Annotated in this window: 16 protein-coding genes; 6 read left to right on the top strand and 10 right to left on the bottom strand. The window is 74.4% G+C overall.

Features of this window, described 5'->3' with window-relative positions; all coding sequences use genetic code 11:
* Positions 1 to 2 precede the first annotated feature (2 nt).
* Positions 3 to 188, top strand: a complete 186-nt coding sequence (locus GGQ55_RS02230; RefSeq protein ID WP_179714920.1) for a hypothetical protein — start codon at positions 3 to 5, stop codon at positions 186 to 188.
* On the opposite strand, the gene dapF is transcribed toward GGQ55_RS02230, so the two are convergent.
* Genes dapF through GGQ55_RS28180 form a run of 3 tightly spaced genes read right to left on the bottom strand, consistent with a single transcriptional unit; the run spans position 185 to position 2,651 of the window.
* Positions 185 to 1,033 (bottom strand): diaminopimelate epimerase, encoded by an 849-nt coding sequence (gene dapF / locus GGQ55_RS02235; RefSeq protein ID WP_366488566.1) that lies wholly within the window; start codon positions 1,031 to 1,033, stop codon positions 185 to 187. The genes GGQ55_RS02230 and dapF overlap by 4 nt on opposite strands.
* On the bottom strand, positions 1,030 to 1,950 hold the full coding sequence (gene miaA / locus GGQ55_RS28175; protein ID WP_179714921.1) for a tRNA (adenosine(37)-N6)-dimethylallyltransferase MiaA: 921 nt from the start codon (positions 1,948 to 1,950) through the stop codon (positions 1,030 to 1,032). The genes dapF and miaA overlap by 4 nt, the downstream gene beginning before the upstream one ends.
* The gene (locus GGQ55_RS28180) at positions 1,947 to 2,651 is read right to left on the bottom strand and encodes a class III extradiol ring-cleavage dioxygenase family protein (RefSeq protein ID WP_179714922.1); all 705 of its coding nucleotides are present in this window, start codon (positions 2,649 to 2,651) and stop codon (positions 1,947 to 1,949) included. The genes miaA and GGQ55_RS28180 overlap by 4 nt, the downstream gene beginning before the upstream one ends.
* A gap of 40 nt (positions 2,652 to 2,691) precedes the next feature.
* Between GGQ55_RS28180 and GGQ55_RS28185 the strand changes: the two genes are divergently transcribed.
* Together GGQ55_RS28185 and GGQ55_RS02255 are read left to right on the top strand one after the other, a co-directional pair.
* Positions 2,692 to 4,311 carry a DUF349 domain-containing protein gene (locus GGQ55_RS28185; protein WP_366488568.1) on the top strand — a complete coding sequence of 540 codons (1,620 nt, stop codon included), beginning with the start codon at positions 2,692 to 2,694 and terminating at the stop codon, positions 4,309 to 4,311.
* A gap of 7 nt (positions 4,312 to 4,318) precedes the next feature.
* Positions 4,319 to 5,023, top strand: a complete 705-nt coding sequence (locus GGQ55_RS02255) for an alpha/beta fold hydrolase (RefSeq protein WP_179714924.1) — start codon at positions 4,319 to 4,321, stop codon at positions 5,021 to 5,023.
* On the opposite strand, the gene miaB is transcribed toward GGQ55_RS02255, so the two are convergent.
* Positions 5,020 to 6,474 carry a tRNA (N6-isopentenyl adenosine(37)-C2)-methylthiotransferase MiaB gene (gene miaB / locus GGQ55_RS02260; RefSeq protein ID WP_179714925.1) on the bottom strand — a complete coding sequence of 485 codons (1,455 nt, stop codon included), beginning with the start codon at positions 6,472 to 6,474 and terminating at the stop codon, positions 5,020 to 5,022. The two genes, GGQ55_RS02255 and miaB, sit on opposite strands and share 4 nt — an antisense overlap.
* Before the next feature lie 68 nt (positions 6,475 to 6,542).
* Between miaB and GGQ55_RS02265 the strand changes: the two genes are divergently transcribed.
* Together GGQ55_RS02265 and ctaD are read left to right on the top strand one after the other, a co-directional pair.
* Complete coding sequence (locus GGQ55_RS02265; RefSeq protein ID WP_179714926.1) at positions 6,543 to 6,956, top strand: hypothetical protein; 414 nt, start codon at positions 6,543 to 6,545, stop codon at positions 6,954 to 6,956.
* Between the two features lie 128 nt (positions 6,957 to 7,084).
* Positions 7,085 to 8,845, top strand: coding sequence for an aa3-type cytochrome oxidase subunit I (gene ctaD, locus GGQ55_RS02270; RefSeq protein WP_179714927.1), 1,761 nt, complete (start codon positions 7,085 to 7,087; stop codon positions 8,843 to 8,845).
* A gap of 96 nt (positions 8,846 to 8,941) precedes the next feature.
* Here ctaD and GGQ55_RS02275 read toward each other — a convergent pair whose 3' ends face one another.
* From GGQ55_RS02275 to GGQ55_RS02300, 6 genes are all read right to left on the bottom strand, one after another.
* Complete coding sequence (locus tag GGQ55_RS02275; protein WP_366488571.1) at positions 8,942 to 9,583, bottom strand: regulatory protein RecX; 642 nt, start codon at positions 9,581 to 9,583, stop codon at positions 8,942 to 8,944.
* 8 nt (positions 9,584 to 9,591) lie between these two features.
* Positions 9,592 to 10,632: a recombinase RecA gene (gene recA, locus GGQ55_RS02280; protein ID WP_179714928.1), complete on the bottom strand. Its 1,041-nt coding sequence runs from the start codon at positions 10,630 to 10,632 to the stop codon at positions 9,592 to 9,594.
* A 185-nt stretch (positions 10,633 to 10,817) separates the two neighbouring features.
* Positions 10,818 to 11,012 (bottom strand): DUF3046 domain-containing protein, encoded by a 195-nt coding sequence (locus tag GGQ55_RS02285; RefSeq protein ID WP_179714929.1) that lies wholly within the window; start codon positions 11,010 to 11,012, stop codon positions 10,818 to 10,820.
* 165 nt (positions 11,013 to 11,177) lie between these two features.
* Positions 11,178 to 12,446, bottom strand: a complete 1,269-nt coding sequence (locus tag GGQ55_RS02290; RefSeq protein WP_179714930.1) for an MFS transporter — start codon at positions 12,444 to 12,446, stop codon at positions 11,178 to 11,180.
* A 10-nt stretch (positions 12,447 to 12,456) separates the two neighbouring features.
* A complete protein-coding gene (locus GGQ55_RS02295) occupies positions 12,457 to 13,602 on the bottom strand; it encodes an acyl-CoA dehydrogenase family protein (RefSeq protein WP_179714931.1) in 1,146 nt (381 codons plus the stop codon).
* Positions 13,603 to 13,629: 27 nt separating this feature from the next.
* On the bottom strand, positions 13,630 to 14,862 hold the full coding sequence (locus tag GGQ55_RS02300; RefSeq protein WP_179714932.1) for a GNAT family N-acetyltransferase: 1,233 nt from the start codon (positions 14,860 to 14,862) through the stop codon (positions 13,630 to 13,632).
* Between the two features lie 65 nt (positions 14,863 to 14,927).
* Here GGQ55_RS02300 and GGQ55_RS02305 point away from each other — a divergent pair, with 65 nt between their 5' ends.
* Positions 14,928 to 19,505 carry an ATP-dependent helicase gene (locus tag GGQ55_RS02305; RefSeq protein WP_179714933.1) on the top strand — a complete coding sequence of 1,526 codons (4,578 nt, stop codon included), beginning with the start codon at positions 14,928 to 14,930 and terminating at the stop codon, positions 19,503 to 19,505.
* Positions 19,506 to 19,576: the final 71 nt, after the last annotated feature.

Below are 19,576 nucleotides of genomic sequence, written 5' to 3' on the forward strand. Positions count from 1 at the left end.
GCATGAGCACGAGCGACGAGATCGACGACCCCGGCCGCGACCCGGAGGGCCTGAACCCGCCGCGCGACATCCTCGACGCGGTCAGCGGCGTCGATCCCGACAAGGGCGGCAGCTTCAACCCGCCCGGCGGCCACCTCGACCCGCTCGTGGAGTCCGACGACGAGGAGACGTCCGAGGACCGTTCCTAGAGCAGGACGCCCTCGGCGACGAGGACGGCGGGGCCGGTGAGCACCGTCGTCCCGTCGGCGATCCGCACCGACAGCCGGCCGCCGGGGACGTCGACGGTCACCGTGCCGGTGTCGGCACCGCTCGCCGTCAGCGCGGCGTAGGCGGCGGCCACCGCGCCGGTGCCGCAGGAGCGGGTCTCGCCCACCCCGCGCTCGTGCACGCGCATGCGGATGTGGGCACCGGGCTCCAGGACGTTGACGACCTCGACGTTGACACCCTCGGGGAACAGCGCCGGCTCGACCACCGGCTGCGCGGAGAGGTCCAGCGACTCGACCGGGACGTCGGTGAGGCAGGCCAGGTGGGGGTTGCCCATCGACACCGCCAGGCCGGCCAGCGCGCCACCGGGGAGCTTCGCCTCGCCGTGGCCGAACGGCCGGGCCGGGCCCATGTCCACCCAGTAGCGCCCGTCGTCGGTCGCGCCGACCCGGCGCGGGCCGCCACGGGTGCCCACGAGCACGCCGTCGGTGCAGGCGGCGCGGTCGAGCAGACCCTCGTGGACCAGCGCGTGGAGGAACAGCCGGATGCCGTTGCCGCACATCTCGGCGTGCGAGCCGTCGGCGTTGCGGTGGTCCATGAACCACTCGCAGGCAGCGAGGTCGTCGCCGAGCACGTCCGGCGCATCGGGCACGTGCCGGCTGCGGACCAGCCGCAGGACGCCGTCGCCACCCAGGCCGGCGCGGCGCTCGCAGAGCGTCCGGACCTGCTCCGGGCTGAGCCGGTCCTCCGGCCAGACGGCGCCGTCGGGGTCGGGGAGGACGACGAAGTCGTTCTCCGTGCCGTGCCCCTTGAGCACCCGGTCCGTCACGCGTCGATCGTACGTGCGCCGATGTGCGCGGTGACCGCGTCGAGCAGATCCGGCCGCGCGGCGTCGAACCACCCGAGGGTCGCGTCACGGCGGAACCAGGACCGCTGGCGGCGGACGAACCTCCGCGTGGTGGCGACCGTCCGCTGGCGCGCCTCCTCCGGCGTCAGCGTGCCGTCGAACTGGGCGAGCACCTGCGCGTACCCCAGCGCCCGGGACGCCGTCGGCCCCTCGCGCAGCCCCTCGGCCACGAGCGCCTCGACCTCGGCGACGAACCCGGCGGCCCACATCCGGTCCACCCGGACGGCGATCCGCTCGTCGAGCCCGGCCGGGTCGCGGTCGAGCCCGACGCCGATGACCGGGTAGTGCGGAGTCGGGTCGGGCAGGCGGGCGCGGAACGGCTCCCCGGTCAGCTCGATCACCTCGAGGGCGCGGACGATCCGCCGCCCGTTGCTGGGCAGGATCGCCTCCGCCGCCTCGGGGTCGAGGCCCGCCAGGCGGGCGTGCAGCTCTGCAGCGCCGGTGGCCGCGAGCTCGGCCTCCAGCCGGGCCCGCACCGCCGGGTCGGTCGTGGGGATGTCCAGCTCGTCGAGGACGGCGCGCACGTACAGTCCCGAGCCGCCCACCAGCAGCGGGACGACGCCGGCGGCGCGCAGCCGGTCGATCTCCGTGCGCGCGTGCTGCCGGTACTCCGCCACCGAGGCGGGCTCGCGGACCGACCACAGGTCGTAGACGTGGTGCGGCACGCCCGCCCGCTCGGCTTCGGTGGGCTTGGCGGTGCCGATGTCCATGCCCCGGTAGAGCTGCATGGAGTCGGCGTTGACCACCTCCCCGCCCAGCCGCCGTGCCAGCTCGACGGCCAGCGCCGTCTTGCCCGTGGCGGTCGGCCCGACGACGGCGACCACCGGCGGACCGCTCACTGGACCTGCCAGTCGGCGACCAGGTAGCCCACGCCGAACGGCGCGGCGTCGTAGTGCAGCGTCGCCCGGGCCGCCCGCCCGGCCAGCGCCGCGCCGACCGCCTGCCACACCGGCGCGCCGGTGGCCAGCAGCCGCTCCCCCTCCGCGGGGTCGAGGCCGGCCAGGGCCGCGGCGTCGCCGGCGGCCAGGGCAGCGGCGACCGCGGTGTCGAACGGACCGGCCGCCTCGTCGAACGCGGCCGGCGCCCGCTCGGTGCGCCGGGCGGAGCCGTCGCCGAGAGCCAGGACGCCGACCGTCCCGGGCAGGTCGGACAGCGCGGCGGCGAGGTCGGCCGGGCCCACACCGAGCCGGGCGCCGGCGTGGCCGGCCTCGTCGAGCAGCCAGGCGCCGAGCGTGTGCGCCCACGGCAGGCGCCGGCCGCCCGGCCGGATCCCCGCCGAGAACGGCACCTCCAGGTCGACCCCGAAGCTGCGCAGGTCCCCGGCGTCGCCGGGTCCGAACCGCACGCCGTCCTCGACACCCGGGCCGACGACGACCACCACCTCGGGCGCGCCGGTCAGCAGGGCGTCCACCGCCGCGGCGCAGGCCCCCCGCAGGTCCGGCAGTCCGCCGTCGGCGGTCCCGGCCACCGCAGGCACGAGCACCGGCGGCGACGGGCAGAAGGCCACGGCGGCGCGCGGCGCGGGGGGAACGGCAGTCACGCGAGCAGTCTCGCCGATGGGACGTGGGACACTGCGGACCGTGTCGAGCACGGAGAACCCGGGAGACCGGACGCAGCAGGTCCTTCCGCCCGCAGCAGCTGCCCCCGAGGAGACCGTTCCCGGAGCGATCGTCGCCGAGGAGACGACCTCGGACGCGGTGACGCCCGAGGCCGGGACGCCCGCTGCGCCGGAGCCCGGCGACGCGGCGCTGGCCGACCCGACGACGGACGCCGTGCCGGCAGTCGAGCAGCCGGAAGTCGAGCAGCCCGCGGTCGAGCCGCCCGCCACCGAGCAGCCCTCTCCCGAGCCCGCAGCGGTCGCCGAGGTGGCCGAGCAGGTCGCCCCGGACGCGGTGACCCCCGAGGCCGCGCCCGCCGTCCCGACGCCGGCCGCCGTGCCCACCCATGCGCACGCCCCCGTCGCGGAGACCCCCGCCCCCGAGCCGGTCGCCCCGAGCGACCCCGCCGAGTGGGGCCGGGTCGACGACGACGGCACGGTCTACGTGCGCACCGCCGACGGCGAGCGCGCCGTCGGGTCGTGGCAGGCCGGCGACCCGGCCGCGGGCCTGGCGCACTACGCCCGCCGCTACGACGACCTGGCCACCGAGGTGGCGCTGCTGGAGGCGCGGCTCAAGGCGCACACCGGCAACCCGAGCGAGCTCAAGGCCAAGGCGCAGGGGCTGGCCGACTCGATCCCCACGGCCACCGCGGTCGGTGACCTGGACGGTCTCGCCGCCCGGGCCCGCGCGATGGTGGAGACCGCCGACGAGGCCGCGGCGGAGTCGCGCGCCGAGAAGGCCGCGGCCCGCGCCGCGCAGGTCGCCCGGAAGGAGGCGCTGGCCGCCGAGGCGGAGCAGATCGCCGCGGAGTCGACGTCCTGGAAGGCGGCCGGCGACCGGCTCAAGGCGATCGTCGAGGAGTGGAAGACGATCCGCGGCATCGACCGCAAGACCGACGAGGCGCTGTGGTCGCGCTTCGCCGCCGCCCGTGACGCGTTCGGCCGCCGCCGCGGCGCGCACTTCGCCGCTCTCGACGCGCAGCGCAACGAGTCCCGGGCCGCCAAGCAGGAGCTCATCGCCGAGGCGCAGCGGCTGTCGACGTCCACCGACTGGGGCGCGACGTCGGCGGCGATGCGCAGCCTGATGGACCGCTGGAAGGCGGTGCCGCGCACCGGCCGGGACGGCGACGACGACCTGTGGAAGCAGTTCCGCGCGGCCCAGGACGTGTTCTTCACCGCCCGCGGCGAGCAGGACAAGGCGCGCAACGCCGAGCAGTCGGCCAACCAGCAGCAGAAGGAGGAGCTGCTGGCCGAGGCGGAGAAGATCGACCCGTCGTCGGGCAACGCCCAGAACGCGCTGCGCAAGATCCAGGAGCGCTACGACGCGATCGGCCACGTGCCCCGCGGCGCGATGCGCTCGCTCGAGGACCGCATGCAGGCCATCGAGCAGCGGATCCGCGGCGCCGCGGACGCCTCCCGGCCGCGCACCGCGCCGGAGAACCCGATGATCACCTCGATGCGCGCGGCGGTCGGCAAGGCCGAGGAGCAGCTGGCCAAGGCCGAGGCCGCCGGCGACGCGCGCCGCATCGAGGAGGCGCGGGCCAACCTGAGCACCCGCCGGGAGTGGCTGGCGGAGGCCGAGAAGTCCGCCGGCCGGCGCTGACCCGACCGTGGCCGCCTTCGTCCTCGTCCACGGGGCGTGGGGCGGCGCCCACGGGTGGCGTCACGTCCGGCGTCTGCTGACGGCGGCCGGGCACGACGCGACCGCGCCGAGCCTGACCGGGATCGGCGAGCGGGTCCACCTGGTGAGCCCGCAGGTCGGCCTGGCCACGCACGTCACCGACGTCGTCAACCACGTGCTCTACGAGGACCTGACCGACGTCGTCCTGGTCGGGTTCTCCTACGGGGGCATGGTGGTGACCGGGGCTCTCGACGCGATCGGCGAGCGCGTGCGGTCCCTGGTGTACGTCGACGCGTTCGTCCCCGGGGACGGCGACAGCGTCTACGGCCTGCTCGGCGCGCCGCCGCCCGGTCCGCCGCGGCCGGGGGACGCCTGGCTGGTCGACGGCCCCGCCCGGGTCTACGACGACCCGGCGGAGGAGGCGTTCGCCGTCCCGAGGCGCACGCCGCAGCCGATCGCCTGCTTCACCGAGCCGGTGCGGCTGAGCCGGCCGCTCGAGGACTGGCCGTTCTCCCGCACCTACGTCCGCCTCACGGCGCCCGAGCCAGGGGTGCCGACGAACCCGGCGTTCGAGGCAGCGGCGCAGCGGGCTCGTTCGTCCCCGGCCTGGCGGTACACCGAGCTCGCGACCACGCACATGGTCGCCCACAACCGCCCGGGCGAGCTGGTCGAGCTGCTCCTGGCCTCGCTCTAGACGGGCGCGCCGACCCTCGGCATGCCGAGCAGGACCCCGGGCGTGGTCGGGCGGGTGCCCGCCTCGAAGGCGTCGCCGGCGCGGGTGCGCCGGTGCGCGTGCAGCGGCCCGTCGGCGACGAGGTGGTGCGGCGCGGCCTGGGTGAGCACCGTCTCGACCACGTCGCCGGGGCGGACTCGGTCGGTCGCGGTGAAGTGGACGAGCCGGCCGTCGCGCGCCCGGCCGGTCATGCGGCCCCGGGCGGCGTCCTTGCTGCCCTCCCCCGCCGCGACAAGGAGCTCGACCGGCGTCCCGATCAGCGCGCGGTTCTCGGCCCAGCTGATCTCGTCCTGCAACGCGGTCAGCCTCAGGTAGCGCTCCTGGACGACCTGCTTGGGCACCTGGCCGTCCATCTCCGCGGCAGACGTGCCCGGGCGCTTGGAGTACTGGAAGGTGAAGGCGCTGGCGAAGCGGGCCTGCCGGACGACGTGGAGGGTCTGCTCGAAGTCGTCCTCGGTCTCGCCGGGGAAGCCCACGATGATGTCGGTGGTGATCGCCGCGTCGGGCATCGCGGCCCGCACCCGGTCGAGGATGCCGAGGTAGCGCTCCTGCCGGTAGCCGCGGCGCATGGCGCGCAGGACGTCGTCCGAACCGCTCTGCAGCGGCATGTGCAGCTGGTGGCAGACGGCCGGCGTCTCGGCCATGGCGTCGACGACGTCGTCGGTGAACTCCCGCGGGTGCGGGCTGGTGAACCGGATCCGCTCCAGGCCCTCGATCCGACCGGCGGCGCGCAGCAGATCGGCGAAGGCGCCCCGGTCGCGGAACTCGACGCCGTAGGCGTTCACATTCTGGCCGAGCAGCGTGACCTCGAGGACGCCCTGGTCGACCAGGGCCTGCACCTCGGCGAGGATCTCGCCGGGCCGGCGGTCCTTCTCCTTGCCGCGCAGCGCGGGGACGATGCAGAACGTGCAGGTGTTGTTGCAGCCGACGCTGATGGACACCCAGCCGGAGTAGGCGGAGTCCCGCTTGGCCGGCAGCGTCGACGGGAAGACCTCGAGCGCCTCGGCGATCTCCACCTGCGCCTCGGCGTTGTGCCGGGCCCGCTCCAGCAGCGCCGGCAGCGACCCGACGTTGTGGGTGCCGAAGACGACGTCGACCCAGGGCGCCCGCCGGACGATCTCGCCGCGGTCCTTCTGGGCCAGGCAGCCGCCGACGGCGATCTGCATGCCGGGGCGGGCGTCCTTGACCGGGCGCAGGTGCCCGAGGTTGCCGTACAGCCGGTTGTCGGCGTTCTCGCGGACCGCGCAGGTGTTGAGGACGACGACATCGGCGTCGTCCCCCTCCGCGGCGGCGCGGTAGCCGGCGGCCTCGAGCAGCCCGGCGAGGCGCTCGGAGTCGTGCACGTTCATCTGGCAGCCGTACGTGCGCACGCGGTAGGTGCGCGCGGCGGACTGCTGGGTCGCGGTCTCCATCTCAGGAGCGAGGGTACGGCGCGCCGTTCCGGCGACGGAGTGTCGCTCCAGCGACACTGACCGCCACCATGGACACGATCGTCGCCGTCGAGCCCGGCAGCCTGCCTCCGGTGCCGCGCAGCGGGGACGACGAGCACGGCGCGCAGGCCTTCGTCGCCCGGCTGCGCCGCGCCGCCCCGTTGTTCGCCGCGGCGGCCGGGGCGCAGACCGCGGTGGTCCGCGAGGCGGTGCCCCCGGCCCGGCACCGGCGCAGCCGCTGCCGCGTCGTCCTGCGCTTCGCCGACGGCGGCGAGATGGATCTGTCCTTCCTGGGCCCGGCCGGGTCGGCCCGCCGCGCGGCCGGTTTCGGCGCCGCTGTGCAGCGCTGGCTGGCGGTCGGAGCGCCGCGCGACCCGGCGTGGCTGGTGCCCGATGCCGACGCCGCGGACGGGTCCGCGGTCGACATCGCCGCGTGGTCGGCCGCTCGGGTGGTCACCGGCTGAACCTCGGCGGGGGCGGACGAGTTTCGCCATCGTCCGGAATGGGCCACGATGGACCCTGCCGCGCGATGCGGACGTGCGGTGTGCTTCCACCGTGGCCTCCGGCCGCGAGCGGGCGTGGAGGGGGCGGCATGACCGCGATCGCGCCGAGGCCGATCGTCAGCCGGCCGAGTCCGGTCTCCTATCCGGAGAAGGGCTCACGGTTCGGGTCGCTGTTGCGGACGACGGACCACAAGGTCATCGGCCTGATGTACCTGGCGACGGCGTTCGCGTGGTTCATCGCCGGCGGTCTCATGGCCATGCTGATGCGCGGCGAGCTGGCTCGCCCCGGGCTGCAGTTCCTCTCCCAGGAGCAGTACAACCAGCTGTTCACGATGCACGGCACGATCATGCTGCTGTTCTTCGCGACGCCGCTGTTCTTCGCCTTCGGCAACCTGATCATGCCGCTGCAGATCGGCTCGCCCGACGTCGCCTTCCCGCGGCTGAACGCGTTCTCGTACTGGCTGTTCCTGTTCGGCAGCACCCTCGCCGTCGCCGGCTTCCTGACCCCGGGCGGCGCGGCCGACTTCGGCTGGACCGCCTACACCCCGCTGTCCGACGTGACCAACACCCCCGGCGCCGGACCGAACCTCTGGATCGCCGGCCTCGCGGTCAGCGGCCTGGGCACGATCCTCGGCGGCGTCAACTTCGTCACGACGATCGTCTGCCTGCGCGCGCCGGGCATGACGATGTTCCGGATGCCGATCTTCACCTGGAACACCCTGGTCACGAGCCTGCTGGTGCTGCTGGCCTTCCCGATCCTGACCGCCGCGCTGATGGCGCTGCTGGCCGACCGCAACGTGGGGGCCCTGGTCTACACGCGGGCCAACGGCGGGCCGATGCTGTGGCAGCACCTGTTCTGGTACTTCGGCCACCCCGAGGTCTACATCATCGCGTTGCCCTTCTTCGGCATCATCACCGAGGTCATCCCGGTGTTCAGCCGCAAGCCGCTGTTCGGCTACAAGGGCATGGTCTTCGCGACCTTGACGATCGGCTTCCTGTCCCTGGCCGTCTGGGCGCACCACATGTTCGCCACCGGCGCGGTGCTGCTGCCGTTCTTCAGCTTCCTGACCTACCTGATCGCCGTGCCGACGGGGATCAAGTTCGTCAACTGGATCGGCACCATGTGGAAGGGCCAGATCAGCTTCGAGTCGCCGATGCTGTGGTCCCTGGGCTTCCTGGTGACCTTCCTCTTCGGCGGTCTCACCGGTGTGCTGCTGGCCAGCCCGCCGCTGGACTGGCACATCTCCGACAGCTACTTCGTGGTGGCGCACTTCCACTACGTCGTGTTCGGCACGGTCGTGTTCGCCGCCAACGCCGGCCTGATCTTCTGGTTCCCGAAACTCTGCGGCCGGATGATGGACGAGCGGCTGGCCAAGCTGCAGTTCTGGATGACGTTCATCGGCTTCCACGGCACGTTCCTCGTGCAGCACTGGCTGGGCAACGAGGGCATGCCGCGCCGGTACGTGGACTACCTGCCCAGCGACGGGTTCACCACGCTGAACACGATCTCGACGATCTTCAGCTTCGTGCTGGGGGCGTCGATCCTGCCGTTCCTCTACAACGTCTTCCACTCGTGGCGGTACGGGCGGCTGGCGCTGCGCGACGACCCCTGGGGCCACGGCAACTCGCTGGAGTGGGCGACGTCGTCCCCGCCGCCGCGGCACAACTTCCTGGAGATCCCGCGGATCCGCTCCGAGCGGCCGGCCTTCGAGATGCACTACCCGCACCTCGTCGAACGGCTGCACGCCGAGGCGCACCTGGGCAAGCGGCACGAGCCCTACGCCGGGGTCAGTGAGATCGGCGCGACCAGCGGTCGGCGGCAGGGCCCGAACGACCCCGACCCGACCTGAACCTCGCCGTGTGGTGGTGACCGTCGCAGCAGAACGCGAGGGTCACCACCACACGGAAAGGGTGAGCGTGGGCTCGGCGCCGCGGGCGACGCCCGCTCAGGGCAGCAAGGCGTCCAGGCCGAGGTCGGGGTGGGCCTGGTCGGTGTCGTCCTCGTCGCCGCGCGCGTCGAGCGCCTCCCGGACGACGTAGCCGGCCAAGCCGCCGCCGTAGCCCTTGCGGGCGAGCATGCCGACGAGGCGTCGCTCCGCGGTCTGCCGGTCCAGCCGCTGCATGGACGGCAGCCGGCGGGCCACCAGGCGCCGGGCGGCGTCCCACTCGTCCTGCGGGTCGACCTCCTCCAGCGCCTCGGCGGCGACCTCGGGATCGACCCCCTTGGCGCGCAGCTCCGCACCCAGCGCACGACGGGCGAGGCCGCGGCCGGCCTGCCGCGAGTTGACCCAGGCGCGGGCGAACGCGGCGTCGTCGATCAGGCCGACCTCGGTGAACCGGTCGAGCACGGTGGCCGCGGCGTCGTCCGGGATCCCGCGCTTGGCCAGCAGCTCGGCCAGCTGCTTGCGGGTCTTGGCCGCGCCGGTCAGGGCGCGCAGGCAGATGGCCCGGGCGACGGCCACGGGGTCGCCGGGAGCGTCCTCGGTCTCGTCGGCGCCGGGCAGCGCGCCGTCCTCGTGGTCCCGGGAACGGCGCGACCCGCCGGCACGGGGCCGGCGGGTCGCGCGATCAGTCACCCGATCGGTCACGGAGGACCTCAGAAGTCGGCCGGGGGCACAGCAGCCTCGACCGGGGCGTCGAGGCGGGCGCCGATGCCGAGCTTCTCCTTGACCTTCTTCTCGATCTCGTCGGCGAGGTCGGGGTTGTCACGCAGGAAGGTGCGGACGTTCTCCTTGCCCTGACCGAGCTGGTCGCCCTCGTACGTGTACCAGGCGCCGGACTTGCGGATGAAGCCCTGCTCGACGCCGGCGTCGATGAGGCCACCCTCGCGGCTGAAGCCGGTGCCCCAGAGCAGGTCGAGCTCGGCCTGCTTGAACGGCGCGGCCACCTTGTTCTTGACGACCTTGACGCGCACCCGGCTGCCGACCGCGTCGGTGCCCTGCTTGAGGGTCTCGATGCGGCGGACGTCGAGGCGGACCGAGGCGTAGAACTTCAGCGCGCGACCACCGGTGGTGACCTCGGGCGAGCCGTAGACGACGCCGACCTTCTCGCGCAGCTGGTTGATGAAGATCGCGGTGGTGCCGGAGTTGTTCAGCGCACCGGTGATCTTGCGCAGCGCCTGGCTCATCAGCCGGGCCTGCAGACCGACGTGGCTGTCGCCCATCTCGCCCTCGATCTCGGCGCGGGGCACCAGGGCGGCCACCGAGTCGATGACGATGATGTCGAGCGCGCCGGAGCGGATGAGCATGTCGGCGATCTCGAGCGCCTGCTCACCGGTGTCGGGCTGGCTGACCAGCAGGGCGTCGGTGTCGACGCCGATCGCCCGGGCGTACTCGGGGTCGAGCGCGTGCTCGGCGTCGATGAAGGCCGCGATGCCGCCGGCCGCCTGGGCGTTGGCCACCGCGTGCAGGGCGACCGTCGTCTTGCCGGAGGCCTCGGGGCCGTACACCTCGACGACGCGGCCGCGCGGCAGGCCCCCGATGCCCAGGGCGATGTCGAGGGCGATGGAGCCGGTCGGGATGACCTTCATGGCCACCTCGGGGCTGTCGCCCAGGCGCATGACGGAGCCCTTGCCGAACTGCTTGTCGATCTGGGCGAGGGCCATGTCGAGGGCCTTGTCGCGGTCGAGCGTTGCCATGGAGTTCACCTTCGGGGAAGTCGCGTGGAGCGGGTCGGGATCGACGCTAGGGCGGGGGTCCGACAGTTTCGACGGACCGGGCGAACCTGTGGAGGACGGCCCGGGCTGTGGACGACTGTAGACCGAACAAGCGTTCGACTGCTAGGCCGACACGCCATCGGTCCCAGGCGTCACGCGCACCCCGCTCACCGCAGCTTCGGCGGCACCTCGAACTCCTCGCAGATGGCCAGCCAGACGCGCCGCACCGGCACCCCGGCGTCGATCGCGTCGACCGCGCTGCGCCCGCCGAGCGAGGAGAACAGGTGGTCACGGGCGACGGTCTCGGCGCGCATCGAGCCGAAGTGGTCGGCGAGACGGGACCAGAACTCCTGCAGGCGCACGTCCTCGACGCTAGCGCGCGACCGGGCTCGCGTCCCGGCGCGGCCGGGACCGGCCTACCCTCGCGCCATGGGCCCGCTGAGCACCGGCTCCTCGACGTGGGACGTGATCCTCCAGGTGGGGATCGCCGTCGCCCTCGTCCTGACGATCGTGCTGCTGATCCGCAACTACCGCGGCCGGCGCTGAGCCTCGGTCCGCAGCGCCGCGGTCCACACCACGGCCAGCGGCAGCACGAGCACGGCGCTCACCACGGCCACCAGCCCGAAGCCGCCGAGGGTCAGCAACGGGCCGCCGATCGCCCCCGCCAGCGCCGCACCGAGCCCCATGAGCAGGTCGCTGCCGCCCTGCGCGGTGGGGCGCACGAGGACCGGTACCGACTCGGTCACCAGTGTCGAACCCGCGATCAGCCCGCACGACCAGCCGAGCCCGAGCAGGAACAGGCCGATGCCGAGCTGGACCGCGGCGCCGGGTGCGGAGGTGCCCGCGATCGCGACGGCGGCCAGCAGCAGGACCGCGCCGATCGCGACGGTTGCCTTGCGCCCCGCGCGGTCGGCGAGGATCCCGACCAGCGGCGAGAACAGGTACATGCCGGCCACGTGCACGCTGATGACCAGGCCGATGATCCGCAGCGTCGTCCCCTCGGGGCCGCCGGCGTGGCCCATGTGCACCGGCGTCATCACCATGACGCCGACCATCACCGAGTGGGCGACCACGACGGCGGTGAGCCCGAGCCGACCGCCGGGGCTGGCCCACACCTGGCGCAGCGCCGCGGCGGTCGCGCCGCGCGGGCGGCCGACCGGCGCCCCGGTGCCGCCTAGCCGGCGGGCGAGCAGCAGGGGGTCCGGCCGCAGGAGCGCCAGCAGCCCGGCGACCACGAGGGCGAAGACCGCGATGGAGACGACGAAGGCGCCACCGAGCGGCGGCAGCCCGAGGTGCTGGGCGAGGGCGTCGCCGGGACCGGCCAGGTTGGGGCCGAGGACCGAGCCGACGGTGGTGGCCCAGACGACCAGGGACAGCGCCCGGCCGCGGTGCTCGGGCGCGGCCAGGTCGGCCGCTGCGTAGCGCGCCTGGAGACCGCAGGCGGTCGCCGAGCCGAACCCGAACAGCCCGACCAGCAGCAGCGGAAGCGAGGACAGCGCCGCGGCGAGCACGGTCAGCACGGCACCGACGACGGCGACGCCGTAGCCGGTGGCCAGCCCCGACCGACGGCCGAAGCGGTCGCTGATCCGGGCCAGCGGCACGGCGATGACGGCGGCCCCGAGCACGCCGGCGGTCTGCCCCAGCCCGGCGGCGCTGTCGGTGCCGGCGACGTCCCGGGCGAGCAGGCCGCCGACCGTGATGCCGACGGTCACGCCGAGCCCGGCGAGGGCGACCGCGCCGGACAGGACCCCGACGGTGCGGCGCTGGACCGCCTGGTGAGTCGCTGGAACGGCCACGGTGGTCCTTCTACAGGCCGAGCGAGCGGCCGACGATCTCCTTCATGATCTCGTTGGTGCCGCCGTAGATCGACTGCACCCGCGAGTCGCGCCAGGCCTTGGACACCGGGTACTCGTCCATGTAGCCGTAGCCGCCGTGCAGCTGCAGGCAGCGGTCGGCCACCTTGTTCTGCAGCTCCGTCGTCCACCACTTGGCCATGGCCGCGTCGACGGCGGTGAGCTCTCCCGTGGCCAGCTGGCGCACGCACTCGTCGACGAACGTGCGGGCGATGACCGTCTCGGTGTGCAGCTCGGCGAGCACGAACCGGGTGTTCTGGAAGGAACCCACCGGCTTGCCGAACGCCGTCCGGCCGGTGACGTACTCGCGGGTCAGCTCCAGCACCCGCTCGGCGGAGGCGACCGCGCCGACGGCGATCGACAGCCGCTCCTGCGGCAGGTTCTCCATCAGGTGGTAGAAGCCGCGGTTCTCCGTGCCGAGCAGGTTCTCCGCCGGGATCCGCACGTCGTCGAAGAACAGCTCGGCGGTGTCCTGGGCCTTCAGGCCCACCTTCTCGAGGTTGCGGCCGCGGCTGAAGCCGGGCATGTCCCGCTCGACGACCAGCAGGCTGATGCCCTTCGACGCCGGGGCGTCGGGATCGGTGCGGGCCACCACGATGACCAGGTCGGCGTTGATGCCGTTGGTGATGAACGTCTTCGCACCGCCCAGCACCCACCCGTCGCCGTCCTTGCGGGCGGTGGTGGTGATGCCCTGCAGGTCGCTGCCGGCGCCGGGCTCGGTCATCGCGATGGCGGTGATCAGCTCGCCGCTGCAGAACTTCGGCAGCCAGCGCGCCTTCTGCTCGTCGGTGGCCAGGTCGCGCAGGTACGGGGCGACGACGTCGTTGTGCAGGCCGAACCCGACGCCGCTGGCGCCGATGCGGGTCATCTCCTCGTCGAGGACGGCGTTGTAGCGGAAGTCGCGCACGCCCCCGCCGCCGTACTGCTCGTCGATGTCGAAGCCGAGCAGGCCCTGCGCGCCGCCGGCGAGCCACAGCTCCCGCGGGACGATGCCGGCCTTCTCCCAGTCCGCGTGGAACGGCGCGACGTTCTTCTCCGCCCAGCCGCGGACCATCTCGCGGAACTCGTCGTGCTCGGGCTCGTAGAGCGAGTGGCGCATGCACCGGAGTGTGCCGCACGCCACCCGCTATCCGGCCGCGGGTCGCCAGCCGCGGAAGGAGTCGACGACGAGCTCCTTGGGCCACGGGCCCGGCGGGGGTGCACCGTCGTCCCCGGGAAAGGCGTAGACGTCGAGCAGGAACTGCATCGGGTAGGCCGGGGACTGCTCGACGACCCGCACGACCTCGTCGTCGACGAGGAACGTCACCCGATCCGGGGTCCACTCCGCCGCGTAGGTGTGGAACTCCCGGACGTCGATCGGGAGCGGGACCTGCGCGAAGTCGTCGGTGAGCGCGGGATCGGCCCACGGGTGCACGCCCATCCCGACGCGGGCGGTGCCGTCGGCGACGTCGCGGCCGAAGATCTCGAACACGCAGATCTCGCCGGAGCGCTCGGGGGCGTCCTCGACGCCGATCATCCAGAACGCGGCCATCGCGCTCGGGTCGAGGTCCATGCGGGCCCGCACCTCGACGAAGCCGTACTGCGGGGTGTAAAGCCTCTCCGGCTCCTGCTCCTCGCGGACGACGGCCGCCGGGTTGAACCTCAGCTGGCCGACCGGGCTGCCCAGCGGCCCGCAGAACTCGCCGGTCTGCAGCGACGAGACGCGCACCCCGCCGTCGAACTCGGGGCACCACGGCGGCTGGTCCTCCTCGACGAGCAACCGCAGGACGCCGTCACCCAGCCGGTACCGCGCCGCCGACGCCGCCCGGGAGCTCCAGTGCGGCAGGTAGTACGGCAGCCACAGGTCGCGGTCCAGCTCGTCGCCGTCGAACAGGTCCTCGACCTCGAGCACGTAGCCCTCGCGGCGGAGCGCGACCGGCAGGTGCATGCGCAGTCCCGAGCCGAACTCGGTGCCCGCCCGACCGTCCGCGACGAACCCGACCGCCTCGTAGAAGCCGAGCGCGTGCGGGTTGGCGGTGACCTCGATCCGGTCGATGCCCTCCTCGGCGGCCTCGGCCACGATCCGCTGGATCAGCCGCCGGGCAGCGCCGAGGCGCCGCGCGCCGGGGTCGACGAAGAGGTCGTCGAGCTCGAGCACGCCGGGCCCGGTGGGCCGGGTGCCGGCGAAGCCGACGACGGTGCCGTCGCCCGACGTCGCCACCCGGGTCCGACCGCGGGCGAGCAGGCCGTCGGCCAGGACCAGGGCCTCGGGGTGCGCCAGGAGGACGTCGCGGTCCCCCTCGTTGGACAGCGAGGCGCTCCGGAAGATCCGCGCCACCGCGGCCTCGTCGGCCGCGGTCGCCGCGCGCACGTCGATCATCCCTGCGCACCTCCCTGGCGGGCTTCCTCGGCGAAGTGTCGTACCGAGCAGGGACACTTGCCGACATGTCGACTCTCGACCGGTTCTCGGAGGCCACGCGTGCGTGGTTCACCGGTGCGTTCGAGGCGCCGACGCCGGCCCAGGAGGGCGCCTGGTCGGCGATCAGCAGCGGCGAGCACGCGCTCGTCGTCGCGCCGACCGGGTCGGGCAAGACCCTCGCCGCGTTCCTGTGGTCGCTGGACCGGCTGGCCGGCTCCCCCGTCCCGGCCGATCCGCAGGCGCGCTGCCGGGTGCTCTACGTCTCGCCGCTCAAGGCGCTGGCCGTCGACGTCGAGCGCAACCTGCGCGCACCGCTGACCGGCATCGGCCAGGCGGCGCTGCGGCTCGGGCTGCCGCGCCCGGAGATCACCGTGGCGATCCGCTCCGGCGACACCCCGGCCGACGAGCGGCGCGCGTTCGTCCGCCGGCCCTCCGACATCCTCATCACGACTCCCGAGTCGCTGTTCCTGCTGCTCACCAGCTCCGCGCGGGAGGCGCTGCGCGGGGTGGAGACGGTGATCGTCGACGAGGTGCACGCGGTCACCGACACCAAGCGCGGTGCCCACCTCGCGGTCACCCTCGACCGGCTCGACGAGCTGCTCGAGCGGCCGGCGCAGCGCATCGGGCTCTCGGCCACGGTGCGGCCGATCGAGGAGGTGGGCACCTTCCTCGCCGGCGGGCGGCCGGTGCGGATCGTCGCGCCCGAGGCCCGCAAGCAGTGGGACCTGTCGGTCGTCGTCCCGGTCGAGGACATGAGCGAGCTCGGCCAGCCGACCGGCGAGTTCTCCGGCTCCGCGGCCGGCGCCGAGCCGCGCAGCTCGATCTGGCCGGCGGTCGAGGAGCGGGTGCTCGACCTGGTCGAGGCGCACCGCAGCACGATCGTGTTCGCCAATTCCCGGCGGCTGGCCGAGCGGCTGACCAGCCGGCTCAACGAGCTCTCGTACGAGCGGGCCACCGGCGAGCCGGTGCCGCCGGGCACCAACGCGGCCGCGCTCATGGCGCAGGCCGGGTCCGGCGGCGGCCTGCCCGAGGCGTTCCAGCCGGTCGCCGCCGCCCACCACGGGTCGGTGTCCCGCGAGCAGCGGGCGATCGTCGAGGAGGCGCTGAAGACCGGCCGGCTGCCGGCCGTCGTCGCCACCTCCAGCCTCGAGCTCGGCATCGACATGGGTGCGGTCGACCTCGTCGTGCAGGTCGAGGCGCCGCCGACCGTCGCCTCCGGCTTGCAGCGCGTCGGCCGCGCCGGCCACCAGGTCGGCGCGGTCAGCCGCGGCGTGCTGTTCCCGAAGTACCGCGGCGACCTGGTGCAGTGCGCGCTGGTCGCCGAGCGGATGAAGGCCGGCGCGATCGAGTCGATCCGCTACCTGCGCAACCCGCTGGACGTGCTCGCCCAGCAGATCGTGGCCATCGTGTCCGAGCGCCCGCGCACGGTCGACGAGGTCGGCGCGCTGGTCCGCCGGTCGGCGCCGTTCGCCTCGCTGCCGGAGTCGGCGCTGCACGCCGTCCTCGACATGCTGGCCGGGCGCTATCCGTCCGACGCGTTCGCCGAGCTGCGGCCGCGGCTGACCTGGGACCGCGTCACCGACACGCTGACCGCTCGCGCCGGCGCGCAGCGGCTGGCCGTCACCAGCGGCGGCACGATCCCCGACCGCGGCCTGTTCGGCGTCTTCCTGGTCGGCTCGGAGGGGTCCGGCGGACGCCGGGTCGGCGAGCTCGACGAGGAGATGGTCTACGAGTCGCGGGTCGGCGACGTGTTCCTGCTGGGGTCGTCGTCCTGGCGGATCGAGGACATCACCCACGACCGGGTGCTGGTCAGCCCGGCGCCGGGCCAGCCCGGGAAGATGCCCTTCTGGAAGGGCGACGCCCCCGGCCGGCCGCTGGAGCTGGGCCGCGCGCTGGGCGCCTTCCTGCGCGAGGTCGGGTCGGCGACGCCCGAGGGCGGGCTGGAACGGGCCCGGGCCGCGGGTCTCGACGAGTGGGGCGCGGCGAACCTGCTCGCCTACCTCGCCGAGCAGAAGGCGGCGACCGGGCACCTGCCCGACGACCGGACGCTGCTCATCGAGCGGTTCCGCGACGAGCTCGGCGACTGGCGGCTGGTCGTGCACTCCCCGTTCGGCGCGCAGGTCAACGCCCCGTGGGCGCTGGTGCTGGCCGCCCGGCTGCGCGAGCGCTACGGCATGGACGTCGCCTCCATGCACTCCGACGACGGCATCGTGCTGCGGCTGCCGGACACCACCGGCGAGCCGCCGGAGGGCGACCTCGCCGTCCTCGACCCGGACGACGTCGAGCGCGAGGTGACCGCCGAGGTCGGCGGGTCGGCGCTGTTCGCCAGCCGGTTCCGCGAGTGCGCCGCCCGCGCCCTGCTGCTCCCCCGCCGCGACCCGCGCAGGCGGACCCCGCTGTGGCAGCAGCGCCAGCGCGCCGCCCAGCTGCTCGCCGTCGCCAGCGAGTTCCCGTCGTTCCCGATGACGCTCGAGGCGGCCCGCGAGGTGCTGCAGGACGTCTACGACGTGCCCGGCCTGGTCGAGCTGATGCGCGACGTGCGCGCCCGGCGGGTGCGGGTGGTGGACGTCCAGACGCAGACGGCCTCGCCGTTCGCCCAGTCGCTGCTGTTCGGCTACGTCGGCCAGTTCCTCTACGACGGCGACGCGCCGCTGGCCGAGCAGCGGGCCCAGGCGCTGGCGCTGGACACCGGGCTGCTGGCCGAGCTGCTCGGGCGCTCCGAGCTGCGCGAGCTGCTCGACGCCGACGCCATCACCGAGCTCGAGCGGGAGCTGCAGCGCCTGCCGACCGAGCGGCACCCCCGCGACCTCGACGGCGCCGCCGACCTGCTCCGCTACGTCGGTGACCTGACCGCCGCCGAGGCGATGGCGCGCGGCGTGACCCCGGCCTGGCTCGAGGAGCTGGTCGCCTCCCGGCGCGCGCTGGAGGTGCGCATCGCCGGGCACGAGCGCTACGTCGCGATCGAGGACGCCGGCCGGCTGCGCGACGCCCTCGGCACGGCGCTGCCGGTCGGCGTCCCGGAGGTGTTCACCGAGCCGGTCGCCGATCCGCTGGGCGATCTCATCGGCCGCTACGCCCGCACGCACGGCCCGTTCCAGCCGCAGGAGGTCGCCGCCCGGCTGGGCCTCGGCGTGGCCGTGGTGACCGCGACCCTGCAGCGGCCGGTCGGCACGGGGCGGCTGGTCGCCGGCGAGTTCCGGCCCGGCGGCAGCGGTCACGAGTGGTGCGACGCCGAGGTGCTGCGCGCGATCCGTCGCCGCAGCCTGGCCAAGCTGCGCCAGGAGGTCGAGCCGGTGCCGATCGGCACGCTGGCCCGGTTCACCCCGTCCTGGCAGTCGGTGGGCAGCCGTCAGCGCGGTGCCGACGGCGTGCTCGCGGTGGTCGAGCAACTGGCCGGGGCCCTGGTGCCGGCCTCGGCGCTGGAGTCGCTCGTGCTGCCGGCCCGGGTGCGCGACTACTCCCCCGCGATGCTCGACGAGCTGACCAGCGCCGGCGAGGTGCTGTGGGCGGGTGCCGGTGGCCTGCCCGGCGGCGACGGCTGGCTCACCCTGGTGCCGGCCGACCTCGCCGACGTCCTGCTGCCCGAGCCGCTGGACGGTCCCGAGCCGGACTCGGTCGGGACGGCGGTCCTCGACACGCTGGCCGGCGGCCAGGCGCTGTTCTTCCGCGGCCTGTCCGACCTCGTGGGCGCCACCGACGACACCGCGTTCGCCGACGTCGTCTGGGACCTCGTCTGGTCCGGGCACCTGACCAACGACACGCTCGCCCCGCTGCGGACCCGGCTGGCCGGCGGCGGCACGCACAAGCGGCCGGCGGCGCCGCGGGTGACCCGGTCGCGCTACGGACGGCCGCGGCTGGGCCGCCCGGCGATGCCCTCGCGCACCGGCCCGCCGACGGTGGCCGGCCGCTGGTCCCGGCTGCCCGACCGCGAGACCAACGCGACGAAGCGCACCACCGCCCGCGCCGAGGCGCTGCTGGAGCGGCACGGCGTGCTCACCCGCGGCGCCGTGCAGGCCGAGCAGGTGACCGGCGGGTTCTCGGCGGTCTACCCCGTGCTGCGCGCGTTCGAGGAGAACGGTCGGGCCCGCCGCGGCTACTTCGTCGAGACGCTCGGCGCGGCCCAGTTCGGCACCGCCGGCGCGGTCGACCGGCTGCGCACCTTCGCCGCGCCCGACCGGCAGCCCTCCGGTGCGGTGGTGCTCGCCGCCACCGATCCGGCCAACGTCTACGGCGCGGCGCTGCCCTGGCCGGAGCGCGGCGGTCCCGACGGCGACGAGGCCGTCGACATCGGCGAGGGAACCGGCCGGCGCGGCAGCGGGCACCGGGCCGGGCGCAAGGCGGGGGCGCTCGTCGTCCTCGTCGACGGCGAGCTCGTGCTGTACGTCGAGCGGGGCGGCAAGACCCTGCTGTCGTGGACCGAGGACGAGCACGTGCTCAAGGAGGCGGCGACGGCGCTGTCCGGCGCGGTCGCGGCGGGGGCGCTGGGCCGGATGGTCGTGCAGAAGGCCGACGGCGCCTCGGTGCACGAGTCGACACCGCTGTCGGCCGCCCTGCAGGCGGCCGGGTTCGCGGCCACGCCACGGGGGCTGCGCCTGCGCGGATGACCCCGCGCGAGCACGAGCGCCCCGACGCTGGGACGCTGGACACGGAAGATCGTCGAACGACGCGGGCACAC

Origin of the sequence: Petropleomorpha daqingensis (assembly GCF_013408985.1) — a bacterium.
GTDB classification, from domain to species: Bacteria; Actinomycetota; Actinomycetes; order Mycobacteriales; family Geodermatophilaceae; genus Petropleomorpha; species Petropleomorpha daqingensis.